Genomic DNA, 17,171 nt, shown 5'->3' with positions numbered 1-17,171 from the left:
GCGCGTGGTCTATTTCCGCCTGCACGGTATGTGCATTTTCCTGTACCTGGAAACCGCTGTACTGCGCCCCTTTATATCCAACTTCAATAAAGTACCTGTTCATATGGGGGCGAAAATAAAGAATTACGGACTATCCGGAATGAATTACGGAGTTATAGTCAGATGATCCTGTGATCCATCTTCCTATAACTCCGTAATAATGAAGGTTATATTATTTATGCAACATGGCTTTGAACCGGCCCCTGTAATAGTCATCTATTAAAAGGGTTTCCAGGGAGCCATATTTCTCGGTATCCACTGTTTTGGAATAGGCTGTATCCAGCAGGCGATAGCGCGTATCATCCGCCGTGAGCAACTGTACCAGGGTTTTCACCTGAACTGTTTGCAGGCAATAGTTGCGGGTTTGTTTCTTAAATACTTCGATCATACTGTTATCCGTTCTGGCAGCTACGAATTTGCGTAACACCTTGCGGAAAGTATCATCGTCCATTACATTGGTGCAATCCGAGTTGATCAGGCGTGCATCGGCTTTCTTCTTTTCAGCGGTCGTCATTTCCGGCGCCACTTCTGCTCCCACCGGTGCTCCTGCTGCATCTGCAGTCGCCACTTCTTCTTCATTACGTTTCTTCTTCTTTTTGCTTCTTACCGGTTCTTCTTCTGTAACAGCAATGCCATAGCCACTGGAATCGGTGATGATATTTGCCGGATGCTCTGTATCATCAAAGATCTTTTTCTTCTTCTTTTTGGCGCGCACCGGCGCTTCTTCTGTAGCGGTTACCGGCACTTCCACCACTACCGGCGCAGCAGCTTCCGTAGTAGTAGCAGCAGCTGCTGCAGGTGCCGCATCATCCTGGAATTCTATAAAGTCAGGATCTCCTTCTTTTGCTTTATGTTTCTTTGATCTCTTTTTCACCGGCTCTCCGGCAGGAGCGGTGGTGGATTCAGCTGCCACAGCAGCTTCGCTGGCGGCGGTTTTACCTTCTTCTGCCAATACATTGCTCAAAATCGCCTGTTCCTCTTCTGTTAAAGGTTCTCTTTCTCCTTTATTACGCTTCTTCCGGGGTTTCTTCACCTCTGCTTCGGCAGCCACCGGCGCCTCTTCCGCAGGAGCTGCTTCTTTTTTTACTTCCGGCTCCGGCTCCGGCTCATTCCTGTCGTCGCCGCCTACCACTACCTTATCCAGCGCAGAAGCAAAAGGATTGCCTGATTTAGCGGGAGCCGTTTTAGCAGGACCGGTTACAATTGCTTTATCGGCGAAAGTAGTTTCCAGGTCTTTCTGCAGGTTGGTCATCATTTCCTTTTTGGCCGTGTCCAGCTCCGGCACAATGGAATCTGCGGCGGGAGGCGCTGCTGCCAGTGCCGTTTCGCCGGCATCCGATTTCAGTTCCCGGAAAGTTTGGAGGTTATATAAAGAATAACCGGCTTCGCCGGACTGTTTCAGCAGAAAGCCCTGATCACCTTTTGTTATTCTAAGGTTAAACTGTGCTTCCTTGGATTCTTTGTTTGGAAAACCCACCGTAATGGGCGCCGTACCTGTTTCCAACCGCGGGATAATGATGTAGCCCCTTTCGGTGGAACTCAGCACTTTGCCGTTATGTTTTACATAAAACGGCTGTCCCTTCTCGCTCTGAATATACACGTAGTGGAGTTGTTCCTGCGCCCACAGCCGGCCGCATAGTAACAGACATGCCCATACGAATATTACTGTCCTGTATTTGAGATGCATACTATATATTGGTATAAAACTGTCCTTGTGCAAATATTATTCCAGCACGATCAGCACCTCACCTTTTTCCACGGCGGTGCGCTCTTTTACCTTGATTTCTTTTACGATAGCATCTGAGCCGGCCTTGAACACGTTCTCCATTTTCATGGCTTCCAGGATCAGCACCGGATCGCCCTTTTTGATGGCCTGACCTGCGGTTACCAGCACTTTTAGCACCAGTCCGGGCATCGGCGCCTTGATGTCATTCACCTTTTTGGTCATCGCATCCTTGATCCCCATGGAGGCCAGCAGCTGGTCGATCGGTTCTTCTATCACCACTTCAAACTGTTGCTGATTTACCTGTAATACCACGGTTTTAGTATCTTTCTCTATCCTCAACACCTGCGCCTGGTAGCTGCGGCCGTCCATTATAACGCTGTAATCGCCGGTAGGCAGCTTCACTGCCGACCAGTCCACTTCCTGGTTATCGCAGGTAAGTTTGGTATCGTTATTAACGGCAAATGTAGATTTACCATTCACTATTGCTTTGATCATAATGCTGTTTTATTGGCCTGTAAGCTCAACAAAAATAGCATTTTTAACCACTTACCTCATATTTGGCCCATTTGTTTAAATTTGACTCTTTTTAATTGGCGCAAGCCGATACATTTGTTTAAAACAGTCTTTTACATGAATCTACATCTGAAGCAATCCCTGATGGGGATGCTGATCGGAGGAATAGCCGGACTCGGGATGAGCACTTCCCTGATGGCCCAATCTGACAAAGCTGCCCAGGAAGACCCGCCCCCCGCACTAAAGATATACCGCGCATCCGCCACTAAAGTGAACGATCTGGTACACACTAAGCTGGACGTACGTTTCGACTACGCCAAGCGGTACCTCTATGGCAAAGCCTGGATAACCCTCAAGCCGCATTTTTATGCCACCGACTCCCTCACCCTGGACGCCAAAGGCATGGATATTAAAGAAGTGGCCGTAGTTAAAGCAGGTAAAAGCAGTCCGCTGAAATACAGCTACGACGACCTCCAACTGCACATCGCTTTGGATAAAAGCTACAAAGCCACCGAATCATATATCATCTATATCAGCTATACAGCAAAACCCGATGAACTCAAAGTAAAGGGAAGCGCCGCTATTTCTGATGCCAAAGGACTCTATTTTATCAATCCCGATGGCAAAGATCCTAAAAAGCCCACCCAGATATGGACGCAGGGCGAAACAGAAAGTTCTTCTGCCTGGTTTCCTACTATCGATAAAACCAACCAGAAGTGCACCGAGGAAATCAGCATGACCGTTGAAAAGAAATATGTTACCCTTTCCAATGGTAAGCTGGTAAGCCAGAAAAATAATGCCGACGGTACCCGTACAGATACCTGGAAGATGGATCTCCCCCACTCCCCTTACCTGTTTATGATGGCGGTAGGTGAATATGCCATTGTAAAAGATACCTGGCGCGGCAAAGAAGTAAGCTATTATGTGGAAAAGCCTTTTGAGAAATATGCCAGAAACATTTTTGGTAATACGCCTGAAATGCTCACCTTCTACTCTAAAATACTGGGATATGATTATCCCTGGGTGAAGTACTCCCAGATCACCGGCCGCGACTACGTTTCCGGCGCTATGGAAAACACCACCGCCACTCTTCACGGGGAGTTTATACAGAAAACGGACCGGGAGCTGCTGGACAATAACAACTACAATGAAGGCGTAATTGCGCATGAACTGTTCCACCACTGGTTTGGCGACCTGGCCACCGCAGAGTCGTGGAGCAATCTTACTGTGAATGAATCCTTCGCAGACTACAGCGAATACCTGTGGCTGGAACATAAATATGGTAAGGACGCTGCCGATGAACACAGCCTGGAAGCGGCACAGTCGTATATGTCGATGGTGCAGTATGCCGGCGATAAAGACCTGGTACGCTTCCATTATCACGACAAGGAAGATATGTTTGACCAGATCACCTATCAGAAAGGTGGCCGTATCCTGCATATGCTCCGCAATGCCATAGGAGATTCTGCCTTCTTCAAATCCCTGAACGTTTACCTGAAAGCAAACGCCTTTAAAGCTACCGAAGCGCATCAGCTGCGTTTAGCCGTAGAAGAAGTAACCGGCAGGGATATGAACTGGTTCTTCAACGAATGGTATTTTGGTAAAGGCTTCCCACAGCTGGATATCAGCTATAAGTATAATGATGCCGCCAACACGGTGACCGTTATATTACAGCAGATCCAGAAAGAAGATAAAGTATGGCACATCCCCATGGCCATTGACATCTATGAAGGCGGCAAAGCAAACAGGCATAACATCTTCATGGAACACCGGGTTGATTCCTTTACCTTCTCTTACACGGCTAAACCAGACCTGGTAAATGTAGATGCAGATAAGGTAGTTTTAGCCAAGATAGACGACCACCGGGCGTTTAGCACTTATGCTTATCAATATGCCCACGCGCCTAATTATATGGACCGCCATATTGCTATAGATGAAGCAGCAGATGCACAGGCCACCAATCCTGAAGCAGTGAAACTGTTGCAGCTGGCGTTGAAAGATAAATATCACGGCTTAAGAACGTATGCCATCGGAAAGCTGAACCTGAGCAATGCAGCTGTGAAAACAGCCGCCCTGCCTGTTTTGACGGACCTTGCCAAACAAGATCCCAGCTCCCTGGTACGTGCAGCAGCACTGCTGCAACTGGGTGAACTAAAAGATCCGCAGTACGCCGCTTTGTTTGAAGCAGCAACAAAAGACAAATCCTATGCTGTAGAAGCCGCCGGCCTGGAAGGCTTAGCCACCCTGGATCTGGAAAAAGCATACACCATCGCCAAACAGCTGGAAAGCGACACCAAAGGCAAGCTGGTAAATGCTATCGCAGGTGTATATGCCAGGAAAGGCAACGCTTCCGATGTTACTTTTGTGGCAACAAAATTTGATGAAACCTCCGGCCAGGACAAGCTGAATGCAGCTTTCGACTACCTGGGCTTCTTATCCAAGATCAACAACACCCCTGCTGTAACAAAAGGTGTGGACCAGGTAAAAGCCATGACCGCCCAATTTAATAACTCACAGGTAAGCACCTACATCAGTAACTGGATGCAGGAAATCAGCAAAAGCAAATCGCAGGAAGCCACTGCCGTAACTGGCGCTAACCGCGACGAGCTGCTGAAACAGGCGGACTATCTGCGCAAGGCATCGGAGGAGATTAAAGCGAGTATTAAGTAACGCGTAGGTTGTCTTGCTCAGGATTACGCTGATTTTACTGATTTTACTTTTTGGATTTGCTTTATGATTTTTAATTGATTTATTTTTTTTAACTGATATCTATAACTGATAATGGGAGATAGAAGCCGGACATCGCTTTTATCTCCCATTATCTTTTAATCTTAAAAAAATCAAAAAAAGTAAATCAGTAAAATCAGCGTAATCCTGAGAAAGACAACCTACGCTTCAATCTCCACGAGGGCGTTGAGTTGCGGGTCCCAGCGCCAGGGAGTGTTGGCGAGTTTTACGCCTCCGAGCCAGCGGTGTTCGAGCGATATGTAGTCGAGGTAGTTTTCTTCTTCTTCCAGTATTTCCTTTCCCAGGCTGGTGATTTTCAGCATTTGGTCGTGTTCTTCGATGACGCCGGCATTGGCCATGCGGTGGATGAGAACATCGAGCTGGAAGTTGGTGAAGCCGTATATTTCGAGTTCGTTCCAGAAAAGCATGTAGAGGTCGTACCAGCGGTAGCTTCCGAGCACGAGGCGGAGCAGGAAATAGTTTTCAATGGTGTTCAGGCCGGTATTGATATCGGGGAAGCGTTTGAGATGTGCAGTGATAGCTTCGGGCAGGTATTTAAGATTTCCGGCGGGCAGCTTACTGATGGTTTCCAGCGCTTGTGGGGTGCTAAGGCACCAGGCGTCCCATACGTCGGCGGCCCAAAGCAGGTCTTCAGCCTGAAGCTGTGTCCGTTGTTCAAATATCTGCGGGAATTCATCCGCAGTGGGGTGATGGTGCAGATCTACCAGGGTGATGGGGGGAAGGATAGTAAGCCGGCTGCTGAGATAGTAAAGGATGAACAGCATATTGATCTGGCAAAACAGATCATATTCAAACCACAATACGATTTCCTCTGCAGCGGAGCCGGAGAGTGCTAATTTCTCCAGCTCCTGTACTACATTGGTATAATAGGTTTGCTTATCGATCCCGTAATGGAATTCGAGATGCTTAGCGCGGCTTTCAAAGAATTCTGTGAGGTCTTTGGTATATTTTACTTTGCCTTCGCACATCATTTCCCGGCACACCACTATCTCTCCCGGCACCTTGCTTTGCCGGAACAGGGCAAGGGTAGCATCTCCATTTAACACATGCAAATATGACATAAAATAGTTTTCCTGCTCTTACCAGCTGCCACTGGCGCCACCGCCACCACCGGAACCTCCTCCGAAGCCACCGAAGCCGCCACCTCCTCCACCACCGGACCATCCGCCTCCGCTGCTGCCACTGCCGAAGCCTCCCATACCGCCGATTACCGGCCATATCCATCCGCCCCGTCTGTTATAGGTGGTACCGCCACCTCTGCCTCCGCCACCGCCACGGCCGATGATGGAAACAATGATTACAATTACCATGATGATCAGGAAAACGGCTCCCGGGCTGACGCCGGGTTTGCTTTGCCGCGGGTCTGCACGGTACTCGCCGGCGGCTGCTTTCTGAATGGCTTCCACAGCGCCGTCGAGGCCCTGGTAGTAGTGTCCTTCACGGAAAGCTGGCTTTATGATCTGTGAAATGATCTGGTTGGCGGTAGCGTCGGGTACTACGCCTTCCATGCCATAGCCTGTTTCAATCCTGATCTTCCTGTCTTCCACTGAAACAAGAATAAGTATACCATTGTTCTTGCCTTTGGTACCTATTCCCCAGTCGCGCAATATTTTTAATGATACCTGACTGATATCGTAGTCACCGATGGACTTGAGTGTAACAATTGCTATTTGCGTGGAGGTACTGTCGAAATAGGCCACTACTTTTTGTTCGAGGGCATCATCTTCCGTTTTCAGCAACACGCCTGCAAAGTCATTGACTAAAGTGGGAGGATTAGGCCGGGGCGGTATATTCTGGGCATTTGCCAGCAAACCCGCCATCATTAATAATCCCGGTAAAAACCAGCGTAGTATCCTCATTGTATCAAAGCTAAAATCGTTTTAAAAAGAGTGGCTTTTATTTGCCGAAGACGATATCGTCGGGCAGTTCATTCGCATCATTACCGGCTTCATGCGGGAAAAAGGTACGGAGTGAGGCGCCTATTTCCGCTATACATGCTTCGATGCCATCGATAATACGATTGCGCTGAAAGTGGTCGATTAACAATGCTGCTTCCTTCACCCAGAATTCGTCGCCTACTTTTTCATGTATGCCCTGGTCGCCCAGGATAGCAAACTGCCGGTCTTTGATGGCCACATATACCAAAACGCCGTTGCGCAATTTTGTTTTTCCCATATCGAGTGACACGAAAGCTTCTTTCGCCCTGTCCATAGGATCCACATAGCTGCAATGGCTTTCTACAAACAACCTGATTTCTCCGGAAGTAAGCCGTTCTGCTACCCGGATAGCCTGCACGAGTCTTTCTTTCTCCGTTTCTGAAAAAATCTCTTTTCGTTTAAAAGGGAAAATGCGCATGCTGAATATAATTTTTGGATTGCTGTTCCGGGGGATGCCGGTATTGCACCAGCATCCCGGAGACAGCTTATCTTGTAAGGGTTGTTTTAGAATTTAACCTCGGGAGCATTTTGGGCACCTGCGGCTGCTTCGAAATAACCTTTTTGTTTAAAGCCAGTGATACCGGCTATAATGTTGTTTGGGAAAGTACGAACGGAGCTGTTGTAAGCATTTACCGCTTCGTTGAAGTCATTTCGGGCTACGTTAATCCTGTTTTCCGTTCCTTCAAGTTGAGCCTGGAGGTTCTGGAAATTAGCATTTGCTTTCAGGTCGGGGTAGGCTTCAGATACGGCGAGTAAGCGGCCCAGTGCCTGGCTTAACTGTCCTTGTGCAGCCTGGTATTGTTGAATTTTCTCAGGGCTGAGATCATTCACGTCTACTTTGATCTGGGTAGCGCTGGCGCGTGCCTGGATCACTTTTTCGAGGGTTTCAGTTTCGAAATTAGCGGCGCCTTTCACGGTGGCCACCAGGTTAGGGATCAGATCAGCACGGCGTTGATAGCTACTTTGTACCACTCCCCATTTATTTTTCACATTTTCGTCTTTAGTAACGAGGCCGTTGTATTTACCACAACCTAACATGACCAATAACGCGAGTACTACAATAACAATAATTCCTGTTTTCATCTGAATTTAAATTTAAGTTTTAAGTGCCGGCAAATGTGCAAAAGGTATTCCCGATTTTACGCTTGCCGGTGTAAGTAGTTTTTTCACCGGTGAACGCTATAAAAAAAGCGGTTAACGCACGCTTTTCATAACTACACGAAAATATGGAAACTCCCCCACTAAATCGCTATTGGATAAGGAAACGGCTATTTTTTAAAAAAGTTCATTCATCCTTGAAATATTCATCATAAAACAGTATGTTTATATGTACCTTTGTTGAGCGTAAAACATTGAACGTTTTACCGTAAGATTTAAGGTGAATGGGGCAGAATGGATACAAAATCGATATCGAAAGTTTCATTGTTTCTAACTCATTTATTATCAATAACTTGGAACTAAGTCTGCTTAAATGAGTGCACAACACATCCATATTCTCTATATTGATGATGAAATACACAATCTGAATGCTTTCAAAGCTTCATTCAGAAGGCTGTACAACGTGGTTACAGCCAGTTCTGCGGAGGACGCGGAAAAGCTGCTGGCAGAACAGGAATTTCACATCATTATCTCGGACCAGCGGATGCCAAAGACAACCGGGATAGAGTTTTTTGAATCAATACTGGGAAAGTACCCCGAGCCTATACGCATGCTGCTGACCGGCTATGCCGATATCAACGCGGTAGTAGATGCCATTAACAAAGGACAGGTATATAAATATTTCTCCAAACCCTGGAATGAAGAGGAGTTGAAACACAATATCGAAAAGGCATATGAAGTGTACGCCCTCCGCAAAGAGAATAAAGAGTTAACCGCCAAATTGCTCGATGTAAACCAGAAACTGGAGTTCCTGGTAAGACAGAAACTAATTTCCTGATCATTATTAGAGGCAGTGAAGATAACGAGGCGTTCCTGGAAAATGGGGACAGGCCCGCTTATGCCTTACTTTTGCCTTGCACGCGGCGGTTTGCCGCACCGTTTCGGGCATGGTGCGGACAAAGTATTGCCCGTTCCTCCGGTAACCGATCAGGTTACCCAGCTTGCCCGTGAAGCTGATTATTCCGACTTGTTTTCCCATAATAGATTAATTTTTTTACTGAAAATAAGATAAAAGCTTAGCAGGGTATCCGGTCAGAATTTTGAGATTGACAAACGGGAGAGTATCGTGTATTGGATGTTATTCAAACGGGAAGGGATAACGGTTCACTTCTCTCTAAAACGGCATGGACTACCATTCGAAACTATCTAAATCTGTAAATGTTGATTTTCCTTTAACTTGCACCACATTGTGAACTTAATTTCCTAGAATCATGCAAGTTTGGAAAGATTACCAGGCAGAGAACAAAGATCGTTTCCTGGATGAATTACTGGCGCTGTTACGCATTCCTTCTGTGAGTGCGGATTCCCGTCACAATAAAGATACCCAGCAATGTGCGGAAGCGGTAAAAGTACGTTTGGAAGAAGCCGGCGCAGATAAAGTAGAAGTATGTCAGACTGCTGGTCACCCGATCGTTTATGGCGAAAAGATCATAGATCCTTCCTTACCCACCGTACTGGTATACGGCCACTATGATGTACAGCCTGCAGATCCGCTGGAGCTGTGGCACAGCGGTCCGTTTGAACCTGTAATTAAAGATGGCAATATATATGCCCGTGGCAGTGCAGATGACAAAGGCCAGTTTTACATGCATGTAAAGGCTTTTGAAACCATGAACAAAACCAACACGATTCCCTGCAACATCAAATTTATGATTGAAGGGGAAGAAGAAGTAGGTTCTGCTAACCTGGGCATCTTCCTGAAAGATAACAAGGAACGCCTGAAAGCGGATGTGGTATTGATTTCAGATACTTCCATGATTAGCCTGGAAAACCCTTCCATTGATACGGGCCTGCGCGGACTGGCTTATATGGAAGTGGAAGTAACCGGTCCTAACCGCGACCTGCACAGTGGTGTATACGGTGGCGCTGTAGCTAACCCGGCTACTATCCTTGCGAAAATGATTGCTTCCCTGCATGATGAAAATAATCACATCACCATTCCCGGCTTCTATGATAAAGTGCAGGAACTAAGTACAGAAGAGAGGACCGCGCTGAATGCCGCTCCTTTTGATGAAGAAGAATATAAAAAAGACCTGGGTGTAGCGGATGTTTGGGGAGAGAAAGGATTTACGACGATCGAAAGAACCGGTATCCGGCCAACGCTGGAAGTAAATGGTATCTGGGGTGGTTATACCGGCGAAGGTTCCAAGACCGTATTGCCATCAAAAGCATTTGCCAAGATTTCCATGCGCCTTGTCCCTAACCAGGACTGGCACGAAATATCAGATCTGTTCACCAAACATATTGAAGCCATTGCACCTAAGAGTGTGAAGGTGAAAGTAACCAAGCATCATGGCGGCAGCCCGTATGTTACGCCAATCGACTCGGTGGCATTTAAGGCAGCGCACAAAGCTATCCACGCTACTTTTGGCAAAGATCCTATCCCGGTGCGCGGTGGCGGTAGTATTCCTATCGTGGCACTGTTTGAAAAGGAACTGGGGCTGAAAACAGTACTGATGGGCTTTGGATTGGACAGCGACAACCTGCATTCTCCCAACGAGAAGTATGGTTTAGCCAATTATTACAAAGGCATTGAAACCATTCCTTATTTCCACAAATTTTTTGCGGAGATGAGTAAATAGCCAAACTGGCGGCAGCTCCGGTTGCCGCCGGCTTAAAGTTTTTGAATATGAGTAATACCGAAAAAGTACGCGTAGATAAATATCTCTGGTCTATCAGGGTGTTTAAAACCCGCAGCCAGGCTGCAGATGCCTGCGACGGCGGTAAAGTGAAGATGAACGGCTCCTCTGTGAAAGCCGCTAAGCCCGTAAATCCGGGGGATAAATTTGAGATCAGGAGCGAAGCCCGTAAGTGGGTGATTGAAGTGGTGAGCGTTATCTCCAACCGGGTGCCGTATAGTGAAGCCATTAAACATTATATAGACACCACTCCTGATGAGGATAAACTGGCGCCCGCTTTTGTTGCGTCTGTGTTTCAGACAGGTAAGCGACAGAGTAAGATTGGCCGGCCCACGAAGAAAGACCGGAGGAGTATTGAAGGGTTTATGGAAGGGGATGAAGAGGAGTAGTGTAATTAGTGAAGGTCATCTTTCAAAAAGTTTCTGTGCAAAGTGAATAGCAAGTTATTCTTAATCAGGCTGATAAAGGATAGTAAGATTTATCGGACCTGGCTAAAAATTAGTAAGAGCTAAAAAGGTCAAACCAGCTGGTTTGACCTTTTTAATAGTGGTATCTACATTGTAGAATGTAGATAGAATCTTCTATTACTTTGTACACTAATCTGTGTTCCTGGTCAATTCTTCGGGACCAGCATCCAGCCAGATTCTCTTTGAGCAATTCAGGTTTTCCCAAACCTTCAAAAGGTTGTCTCATTGTGTCTTTCAGTAATTCATTAATCTTTTTCATGATCCTACGATCATGGTGTTGCCAATATAAGTAATCCTCCCAGGCATTACTATCCCATGTAAGCGTCATTTAATCTTCAATTAGGTCATGTTTCTCACTAATACCTTTATCTGCCCTTTCCAGAGCCTCCATCAAACGAGTTCTATTCTTCTCTGACCTCATGAGGTGCAATGTTTCCTGGATAGAATTGTATTCTTCCAGAGAAATGATTACAACACTTTTTTCATTACCACGCGGCACAATGAGAACATCATGATTATCCGAAACGTTATCAAGATGTGCTTTCATTTTATGCCTGAACTCACTATAATTTACTACTTGCATATGATGCTATTTATGTAATAGGTACTTTTAAACGTACCTAATATTGTACTCATTCTTGTAAAATTAGTTCGTTTATATGAACCTTCCAAATATATTTGCGAGGCTGAATTGCTAAGACCTCACACCGGTAAAGCTTTAGCAATTTATTTTTCATAACCGGTCTTTCAGCTCCTGCTGTACTTCCCAGGCGAGGTCTTTTATTTTTTCCATTTCGGCAATACTGAAAACCGCTGTATGATGGCGTGTTTCGCGCGCTTTTTTGTAAAAGGTGCTTTCGCTCCAGCCACATTCTTCACAAACTTTTTCACGAAACTTAACGGCGCTGCCGGCGAAGCCTTCGAAGAGAGAACGGAGCGGATTGGTTTTGTACAGTTTTTGTCGGTTGCATGATATGTATGGTTTTGGTTAACATGGTTGAATTATAACAAGACTTTTAGCCTGTTAATATGCCTTAAAGATAATGCTTTTTATATTACTGTGTGTTTATTCGCACACATATTTTCTATTCATTTTGTTCATATTCGACTTGAATATGGATATCAATAAGCAAGAGGAATTAAAACAATTTGGCAATAAATTACGCCAGTTGCGAGAGCAAAAGGGATGGAGTTTGCGCCAGATGGCGACAAATTGCAGTATTGATTTTTCTAATCTGGGACAGATGGAGAAGGGCAGAGTAGATGTAAGATTTTCTACAATTATTGAACTCGCTAAAGTATTAGAAGTTACCCCGTGTGATCTATTTGATTGTTAGACCCATATATAAACAGATCAATTTCGTGCTTCCAATTTATCAATGTCATCCAGGTCTTTATGGCGACCAGCGGCTCTCTTAGCCTGTATGAGATTATTTAAATGCAAATACTTTATCTCCAGATCTCCATCAATAAATATTTGAACTGAAGCAGCGGCTTCTTCGAAATCCACGCCTTTTAGTTTCGTCAGGATATCTATTCCTACGGGAGAACGACCAAATGAAAATACATCAGCCTTCTCTACGTCTAAAAATTTACTTTCTGTCATATCAAAAACAGGTAGTCCAAAATCAGCAAACGCTCTGGTCAGCTTTAAATAATTCTCTTTGGTCCTATTTACTCAAATATCATATCGCCTGTTACCCTTCTATAGCCATTGGCGAATAACGGCATAGCCACCTGCCAGAATATATTCAACCTGATTGTTATTCAAAGCTCTGATGAAATCCCTAAAACCGTCATTAAATATCGACCGCATTATTATTTCTGTTTTCTACATGAAAATACAGTCTTATCCATCCGTGGCGGGTTGTCCAAATCAAAACCATAAGCTTTTGAAATAAGATACCATGCCTGACGGACCCGTTCTTCCAGCGAAAGGCTTAAATCAACATTATCCGCATCCGACTCAGCAAATGTCTTGATTTTGAAGGCTGTTCTGTCAAATCTGTATGGTTCCATAAATATGTGAATTTACTAATAACAAAGATACTTATCCCGCCACTACTGACATTCTCCCTTTTTTCTACAATTTCTCACTTTTGCGTAGTAATTTTGCATCCTCATTCTTAAACTAAGGATTTTCAATGCCTAAACAAAGCGACGTACTTACTGCCGATTTCCTTGTGAAAGTAGCAGAAGAATTTGGTACCCCGGTATATATATACCATGCAGAAAAGATTAAAACCCAGTATGAAAAGCTGCAAAAGGCCTTTCATAAGTCTGACACCCGCTTTTTCTACGCCTGTAAGGCATTGACCAACATCAATATCCTTAAGTACATCAATTCTATTGGTTGCGGCCTGGACACGGTGTCGATCCAGGAAGTACAACTGGGCCTGAGAGCTGGCTTTGATCCGAAGAATATCATCTTTACGCCTAACTGTGTGGACCTGCAGGAAATTATTGCAGCGAAAGACCTGGGCGTAATCATTAATATAGACAACCTCTCCATCCTGGAGCAGTTTGGCAACAAGTTCGGTGGCAGTTATCCGATCTGTATCCGCCTGAACCCGCATATTATGGCGGGCGGAAACTTCAAGATTTCTACCGGGCATATCGATAGTAAGTTTGGTATTTCCATCCACCAGATGCGGCATATCGAACGCATTATCAATTCCACTAAACTGAAAGTGACCGGGTTACACATGCACACCGGCTCTGAAATTAAGGATGTAGACGTGTTCCTGCGGGGCGTGGAAGTGATGTTTGAAATGGTGCAACACTTCCCCTGACCTGGAATCTATTGACCTGGGCAGCGGCTTTAAGGTAGCTTACCAGCAGGGAGATCCTGAAACAGACATCGACCTGCTCGGCAAAAAACTGAGCGAAGCGTTCAATAACTTTGCTAAATCATACGTGCGCCCGCTGCAGCTGTGGTTTGAACCAGGAAAATTCCTCGTAAGCCAGAGCGGTTACTTTGTAGTAAAGGCCAACGTGATCAAGCAAACTACCGCTAACGTATTTGTAGGGGTGAATTCAGGCTTCAACCACCTGATCCGGCCGATGTTTTACGAGGCATTCCACCTGATCCGTAATATTTCCAACCCGAAGGGCACGGAGCGGATCTATACAGTGGTAGGTAATATCTGTGAAACAGATACCTTTGGATGGGACCGTAAGATCAATGAGGTAAGGGAAGGCGATTACCTGGTGTTTTATAACGCCGGCGCCTATGGTTTTGAAATGTCCTCTAACTTTAACTCCCGCCTGAAACCGGCGGAAGTACTGGTAAAAGAAGGCAAACCACACCTGATCCGCAAGCGTGATACTTTGGAAGATCTGCTTAAAAACCAGATCGAATTGCAATAAATCTTCCGGATTTCCGCGGATTCAGGTATTTGATTATCAGGTGTATACCAGATTTGACAAATACCTGAATCCCGGAATTCAATATTGATACAATATTTCCCCTACCTTTGCGTCTACATTAGTACCCTCCTCTGTTATTCCTGCAATGTTTTACTGTAAATTGTAATAAGAATTTATTACTGGCACTAAAAGGACAGCCTTTGGTTATAATTGTACGATAATATGAAAGTTTTAACTGCACACCCCGGTATATTTAACGATGATAAAGTAATTGAATCCAATATATCATTCGTACCCTTCCTCAATTATCTGAAGGAAAAGGTAACACATGAAGGAGAAGCCCGTTCGTCTTTCTATAAACTGATCATTGATAAATTTGAAAGTAACCCGGAAATACTCAAACCCATTCCTGGCAATGGTGATCTGAGCGCTTATAAGGAATACCTGGATCTATTGATAGCCGCCATTTTCCCGGTGACCACGGATTCCAGCAAAGACATCTATGGCATAGGTGTTCCGTTTAAGTTCGCCATCTTCCATTATTCTGATCTCTTTAAACAGCTATTTGCAGAAAACGGCTCCGAGTTATCGGCCGTTCCGGACGGCATTTCCATTGCACAGGTAAAAAAAGACAAGATCACCTGGTTATATAAACTGATCCTGGAAAAGGTATTCCACTTTCCCATGAACTATAAGAACGATATCATCCATACGCTGGAAACGCCGGATGGTGGTAAACGTTATGTGAAAGTAAATATTGATCCCAGGTTTGTGGATGTAAAGGTAAACGGTGAACTGCCGCATCTGAACTATGATATGTTCTGTTCCAAGCAGATCACGCCGGATGCCCTGCAGGAGTTGTTGCCTACCAGTATGTTTTCTTTGGAAGGCTTTGTTATCTGGACCGTGAAAGATGTAACCCAATCGGAAACGCTCAATAATATCAAGAGCCTGGTGATGAACATGCGCGCCAGCAACGAGGTAGAGAGCTACCGTACCCTGGAAAAAATGATCCCGGTTATTTTGGGCATACCTGATGTAACCGCCCACCTGGTACCTTTCCCTAAAGTGAATGGCAAGAATGTGCTGGAAGAACAATTTTCCAATACTGATCCGATCCTGGGGGTTGGCAACAAAAAACAACAGCAACACTTTTTCCAGCTGCTGCTGGAGCATTCGCAGCAAAACCCTGCGCCGCTGATTGTTCCGGATGTAAATGAGGCGTCTATTGCGCCCCACGCATTCCTGAAATATTTGCCGATCAAGAACATCCGGAGTTTTCTGATACTCCCGATCACCCATAAAAAGGAAATACTGGGCGTGTTGGAGCTGGCCTCTTCCACTCCCAACCGCTTGTCGGCTGACCCGCTGTGGAAGCTGCAAAACACCTATCCCCTGCTGGTGCTCATGCTGAACCGCAGCATGAACATCCTCGAGAACCGGCTGAATGAAGTGATCAAAGACCAGTTTACCGCATTACAGCCTTCCGTAGAATGGAAGTTTGTAGACGCTGCCTGGAGTTACCTGCTGACACCCGAAGAAGAAAGGAAAGATATTGAAAGCATCAGCTTTGATGAGGTATACCCGCTTTATGGCGCTGTGGATATCCGCAACTCATCTGTACAGCAAGGCACTGCCATCCGCGAGGATTTGCAGGAACAGCTGGAGCTGATCCGTGATACCCTTGAAACCATCGGTAAAACCATTCACCTGCCTTTACTGGAAGAGCTGCAGTTTAAAACAAATGACCTGCTCGACAATCTCAGTAACAGCCTGCAGGCGGGCGAAGACCTGAAAGTGAATGAATTCATGGACCAGGAGATACAGCCTGTACTGGAACATCTCTGTGAAGATAATGAAGATCTGAAACCCTTACTGGCCAGCTATTTTGCCCAGATGGACAAATCAGAAGGACATGTTTATCATCACCGGAGGGAGTACGAAGACAGTTTAGCCAGCATCAACACAGCCATCAGCCAGTACCTGGAGAAAGAACGCCAGTATATCCAGCATTCTTTCCCCTGCTACTTTGAAAAGTACCGTACCGATGGCGTGGAGTATACTATTTATATTGGGCAGTCGATTGCCCAGGAAAAGAAGTTTGACCAGTTATACCTGCGCAACCTGCGCCTGTGGCAGCTTTCCTCCATGGCGCATATCGCAAGACTTACACATAAACTGGGGCCTAAATTAAAAGTGCCGCTGCAAACCACCCAGATGATCCTGATGCACAGCGCTCCTATTACCATCAGCTTCCGCAGCGATGAACGCCGGTTTGATGTGGAAGGCGCTTACAATGTGCGTTATGAGATCATCAAAAAACGCATTGATAAAGTACACATAAAAGATACCGGCGAGCGGTTAACGCAGCCTGGTACCATTGCAATGGTATACTCTTATGTGAGGGAAATGGAGGAACTGAAAAAGTATATCACTTTCCTGCAAAGCAAGAAAATACTGCTGCCGGAAATTGAAATGCTGGACCTGGAAGAGTTACAAGGTGTGAGTGGATTGAAAGCGCTCCGCGTGAAAGTAAATATGGAAGCTCCGCTGTGAAGCGAGGATACGTTGCCCA

The 17,171-nt window shown here is 45.5% G+C and carries 20 protein-coding genes (1 of these 20 only partly in view); 8 read left to right on the top strand and 12 right to left on the bottom strand.

All coding sequences use genetic code 11. The features are described from left to right. The 3 genes from truA to QFZ48_RS14145 form a co-directional block, all read right to left on the bottom strand. Window positions 1-103, bottom strand: partial view of a tRNA pseudouridine(38-40) synthase TruA gene (gene truA / locus QFZ48_RS14155; protein WP_429062698.1) — the 5' portion only. It extends 662 nt beyond the left edge of the window; the window shows 103 of its 765 coding nt (coding positions 1-103); it begins with the start codon at window positions 101-103; the stop codon falls past the left edge of the window. Between the two features lie 108 nt (window positions 104-211). Continuing rightward, a complete protein-coding gene (locus tag QFZ48_RS14150) occupies window positions 212-1,726 on the bottom strand; it encodes a DUF4476 domain-containing protein (protein WP_429041976.1) in 1,515 nt (504 codons plus the stop codon). 36 nt (window positions 1,727-1,762) lie between these two features. After that, complete coding sequence (locus QFZ48_RS14145) at window positions 1,763-2,260, bottom strand: biotin/lipoyl-containing protein (protein WP_370913304.1); 498 nt, start codon at window positions 2,258-2,260, stop codon at window positions 1,763-1,765. A 135-nt stretch (window positions 2,261-2,395) separates the two neighbouring features. Here QFZ48_RS14145 and QFZ48_RS14140 point away from each other — a divergent pair, with 135 nt between their 5' ends. Next, window positions 2,396-4,948 (top strand): M1 family aminopeptidase, encoded by a 2,553-nt coding sequence (locus tag QFZ48_RS14140; RefSeq protein ID WP_429062696.1) that lies wholly within the window; start codon window positions 2,396-2,398, stop codon window positions 4,946-4,948. A gap of 218 nt (window positions 4,949-5,166) precedes the next feature. Here QFZ48_RS14140 and QFZ48_RS14135 read toward each other — a convergent pair whose 3' ends face one another. The 4 genes from QFZ48_RS14135 to QFZ48_RS14120 all read right to left on the bottom strand — a co-directional run bounded on the left by QFZ48_RS14135 (window position 5,167) and on the right by QFZ48_RS14120 (window position 8,046). Then, window positions 5,167-6,087, bottom strand: coding sequence for a hypothetical protein (locus QFZ48_RS14135; protein ID WP_429041982.1), 921 nt, complete (start codon window positions 6,085-6,087; stop codon window positions 5,167-5,169). Window positions 6,088-6,105: 18 nt separating this feature from the next. After that, window positions 6,106-6,885, bottom strand: a complete 780-nt coding sequence (locus QFZ48_RS14130) for a TPM domain-containing protein (protein WP_429041983.1) — start codon at window positions 6,883-6,885, stop codon at window positions 6,106-6,108. Window positions 6,886-6,922: 37 nt separating this feature from the next. Beyond that, entirely contained in the window at window positions 6,923-7,381 is a 459-nt protein-coding gene (locus QFZ48_RS14125) for a TPM domain-containing protein (RefSeq protein ID WP_429041986.1), read from the bottom strand. Between the two features lie 86 nt (window positions 7,382-7,467). After that, window positions 7,468-8,046 (bottom strand): LemA family protein, encoded by a 579-nt coding sequence (locus QFZ48_RS14120; RefSeq protein WP_429041989.1) that lies wholly within the window; start codon window positions 8,044-8,046, stop codon window positions 7,468-7,470. Window positions 8,047-8,434: 388 nt separating this feature from the next. Here QFZ48_RS14120 and QFZ48_RS14115 point away from each other — a divergent pair, with 388 nt between their 5' ends. Further along, window positions 8,435-8,899 carry a response regulator gene (locus QFZ48_RS14115; protein ID WP_429062695.1) on the top strand — a complete coding sequence of 155 codons (465 nt, stop codon included), beginning with the start codon at window positions 8,435-8,437 and terminating at the stop codon, window positions 8,897-8,899. A gap of 6 nt (window positions 8,900-8,905) precedes the next feature. Here the strand turns inward: QFZ48_RS14115 and QFZ48_RS14110 are convergent, their stop codons facing one another. After that, complete coding sequence (locus QFZ48_RS14110; RefSeq protein WP_429062693.1) at window positions 8,906-9,100, bottom strand: hypothetical protein; 195 nt, start codon at window positions 9,098-9,100, stop codon at window positions 8,906-8,908. A 232-nt stretch (window positions 9,101-9,332) separates the two neighbouring features. Between QFZ48_RS14110 and QFZ48_RS14105 the strand changes: the two genes are divergently transcribed. Together QFZ48_RS14105 and QFZ48_RS14100 are read left to right on the top strand one after the other, a co-directional pair. After that, window positions 9,333-10,703: a dipeptidase gene (locus tag QFZ48_RS14105; protein ID WP_429062691.1), complete on the top strand. Its 1,371-nt coding sequence runs from the start codon at window positions 9,333-9,335 to the stop codon at window positions 10,701-10,703. Window positions 10,704-10,750: 47 nt separating this feature from the next. Beyond that, entirely contained in the window at window positions 10,751-11,149 is a 399-nt protein-coding gene (locus QFZ48_RS14100; RefSeq protein ID WP_429041997.1) for an RNA-binding S4 domain-containing protein, read from the top strand. 151 nt (window positions 11,150-11,300) lie between these two features. Here QFZ48_RS14100 and QFZ48_RS14095 read toward each other — a convergent pair whose 3' ends face one another. Both QFZ48_RS14095 and QFZ48_RS14090 read right to left on the bottom strand, forming a co-directional pair. Then, on the bottom strand, window positions 11,301-11,555 hold the full coding sequence (locus QFZ48_RS14095; RefSeq protein WP_429042000.1) for a Txe/YoeB family addiction module toxin: 255 nt from the start codon (window positions 11,553-11,555) through the stop codon (window positions 11,301-11,303). Beyond that, on the bottom strand, window positions 11,556-11,810 hold the full coding sequence (locus tag QFZ48_RS14090) for a type II toxin-antitoxin system Phd/YefM family antitoxin (RefSeq protein ID WP_429042003.1): 255 nt from the start codon (window positions 11,808-11,810) through the stop codon (window positions 11,556-11,558). It abuts the gene before it with no gap. A gap of 532 nt (window positions 11,811-12,342) precedes the next feature. Between QFZ48_RS14090 and QFZ48_RS14085 the strand changes: the two genes are divergently transcribed. Further along, on the top strand, window positions 12,343-12,564 hold the full coding sequence (locus QFZ48_RS14085) for a helix-turn-helix domain-containing protein (protein WP_336389068.1): 222 nt from the start codon (window positions 12,343-12,345) through the stop codon (window positions 12,562-12,564). Between the two features lie 17 nt (window positions 12,565-12,581). Here the strand turns inward: QFZ48_RS14085 and QFZ48_RS14080 are convergent, their stop codons facing one another. After that, a complete protein-coding gene (locus QFZ48_RS14080; RefSeq protein WP_429042008.1) occupies window positions 12,582-12,833 on the bottom strand; it encodes a hypothetical protein in 252 nt (83 codons plus the stop codon). Window positions 12,834-13,045: 212 nt separating this feature from the next. Next, window positions 13,046-13,246, bottom strand: a complete 201-nt coding sequence (locus QFZ48_RS14075; RefSeq protein WP_429042011.1) for a hypothetical protein — start codon at window positions 13,244-13,246, stop codon at window positions 13,046-13,048. A 125-nt stretch (window positions 13,247-13,371) separates the two neighbouring features. On the opposite strand from QFZ48_RS14075, the gene QFZ48_RS14070 reads away from it, so the two are divergent. From QFZ48_RS14070 to QFZ48_RS14060, 3 genes are all read left to right on the top strand, one after another. Continuing rightward, complete coding sequence (locus QFZ48_RS14070; protein ID WP_429062689.1) at window positions 13,372-14,019, top strand: diaminopimelate decarboxylase family protein; 648 nt, start codon at window positions 13,372-13,374, stop codon at window positions 14,017-14,019. Further along, window positions 13,994-14,596 (top strand): diaminopimelate decarboxylase family protein, encoded by a 603-nt coding sequence (locus QFZ48_RS14065; protein WP_429062688.1) that lies wholly within the window; start codon window positions 13,994-13,996, stop codon window positions 14,594-14,596. The genes QFZ48_RS14070 and QFZ48_RS14065 overlap by 26 nt, the downstream gene beginning before the upstream one ends. Before the next feature lie 222 nt (window positions 14,597-14,818). Next, window positions 14,819-17,152 (top strand): GAF domain-containing protein, encoded by a 2,334-nt coding sequence (locus tag QFZ48_RS14060; protein ID WP_429042013.1) that lies wholly within the window; start codon window positions 14,819-14,821, stop codon window positions 17,150-17,152. Window positions 17,153-17,171 lie beyond the last annotated feature (19 nt).

This window comes from Chitinophaga sp. W2I13 (genome assembly GCF_050434005.1).
Lineage (GTDB): Bacteria > Bacteroidota > Bacteroidia > Chitinophagales > Chitinophagaceae > Chitinophaga.
This window is presented reverse-complemented; position numbering and strand designations above follow the sequence as displayed.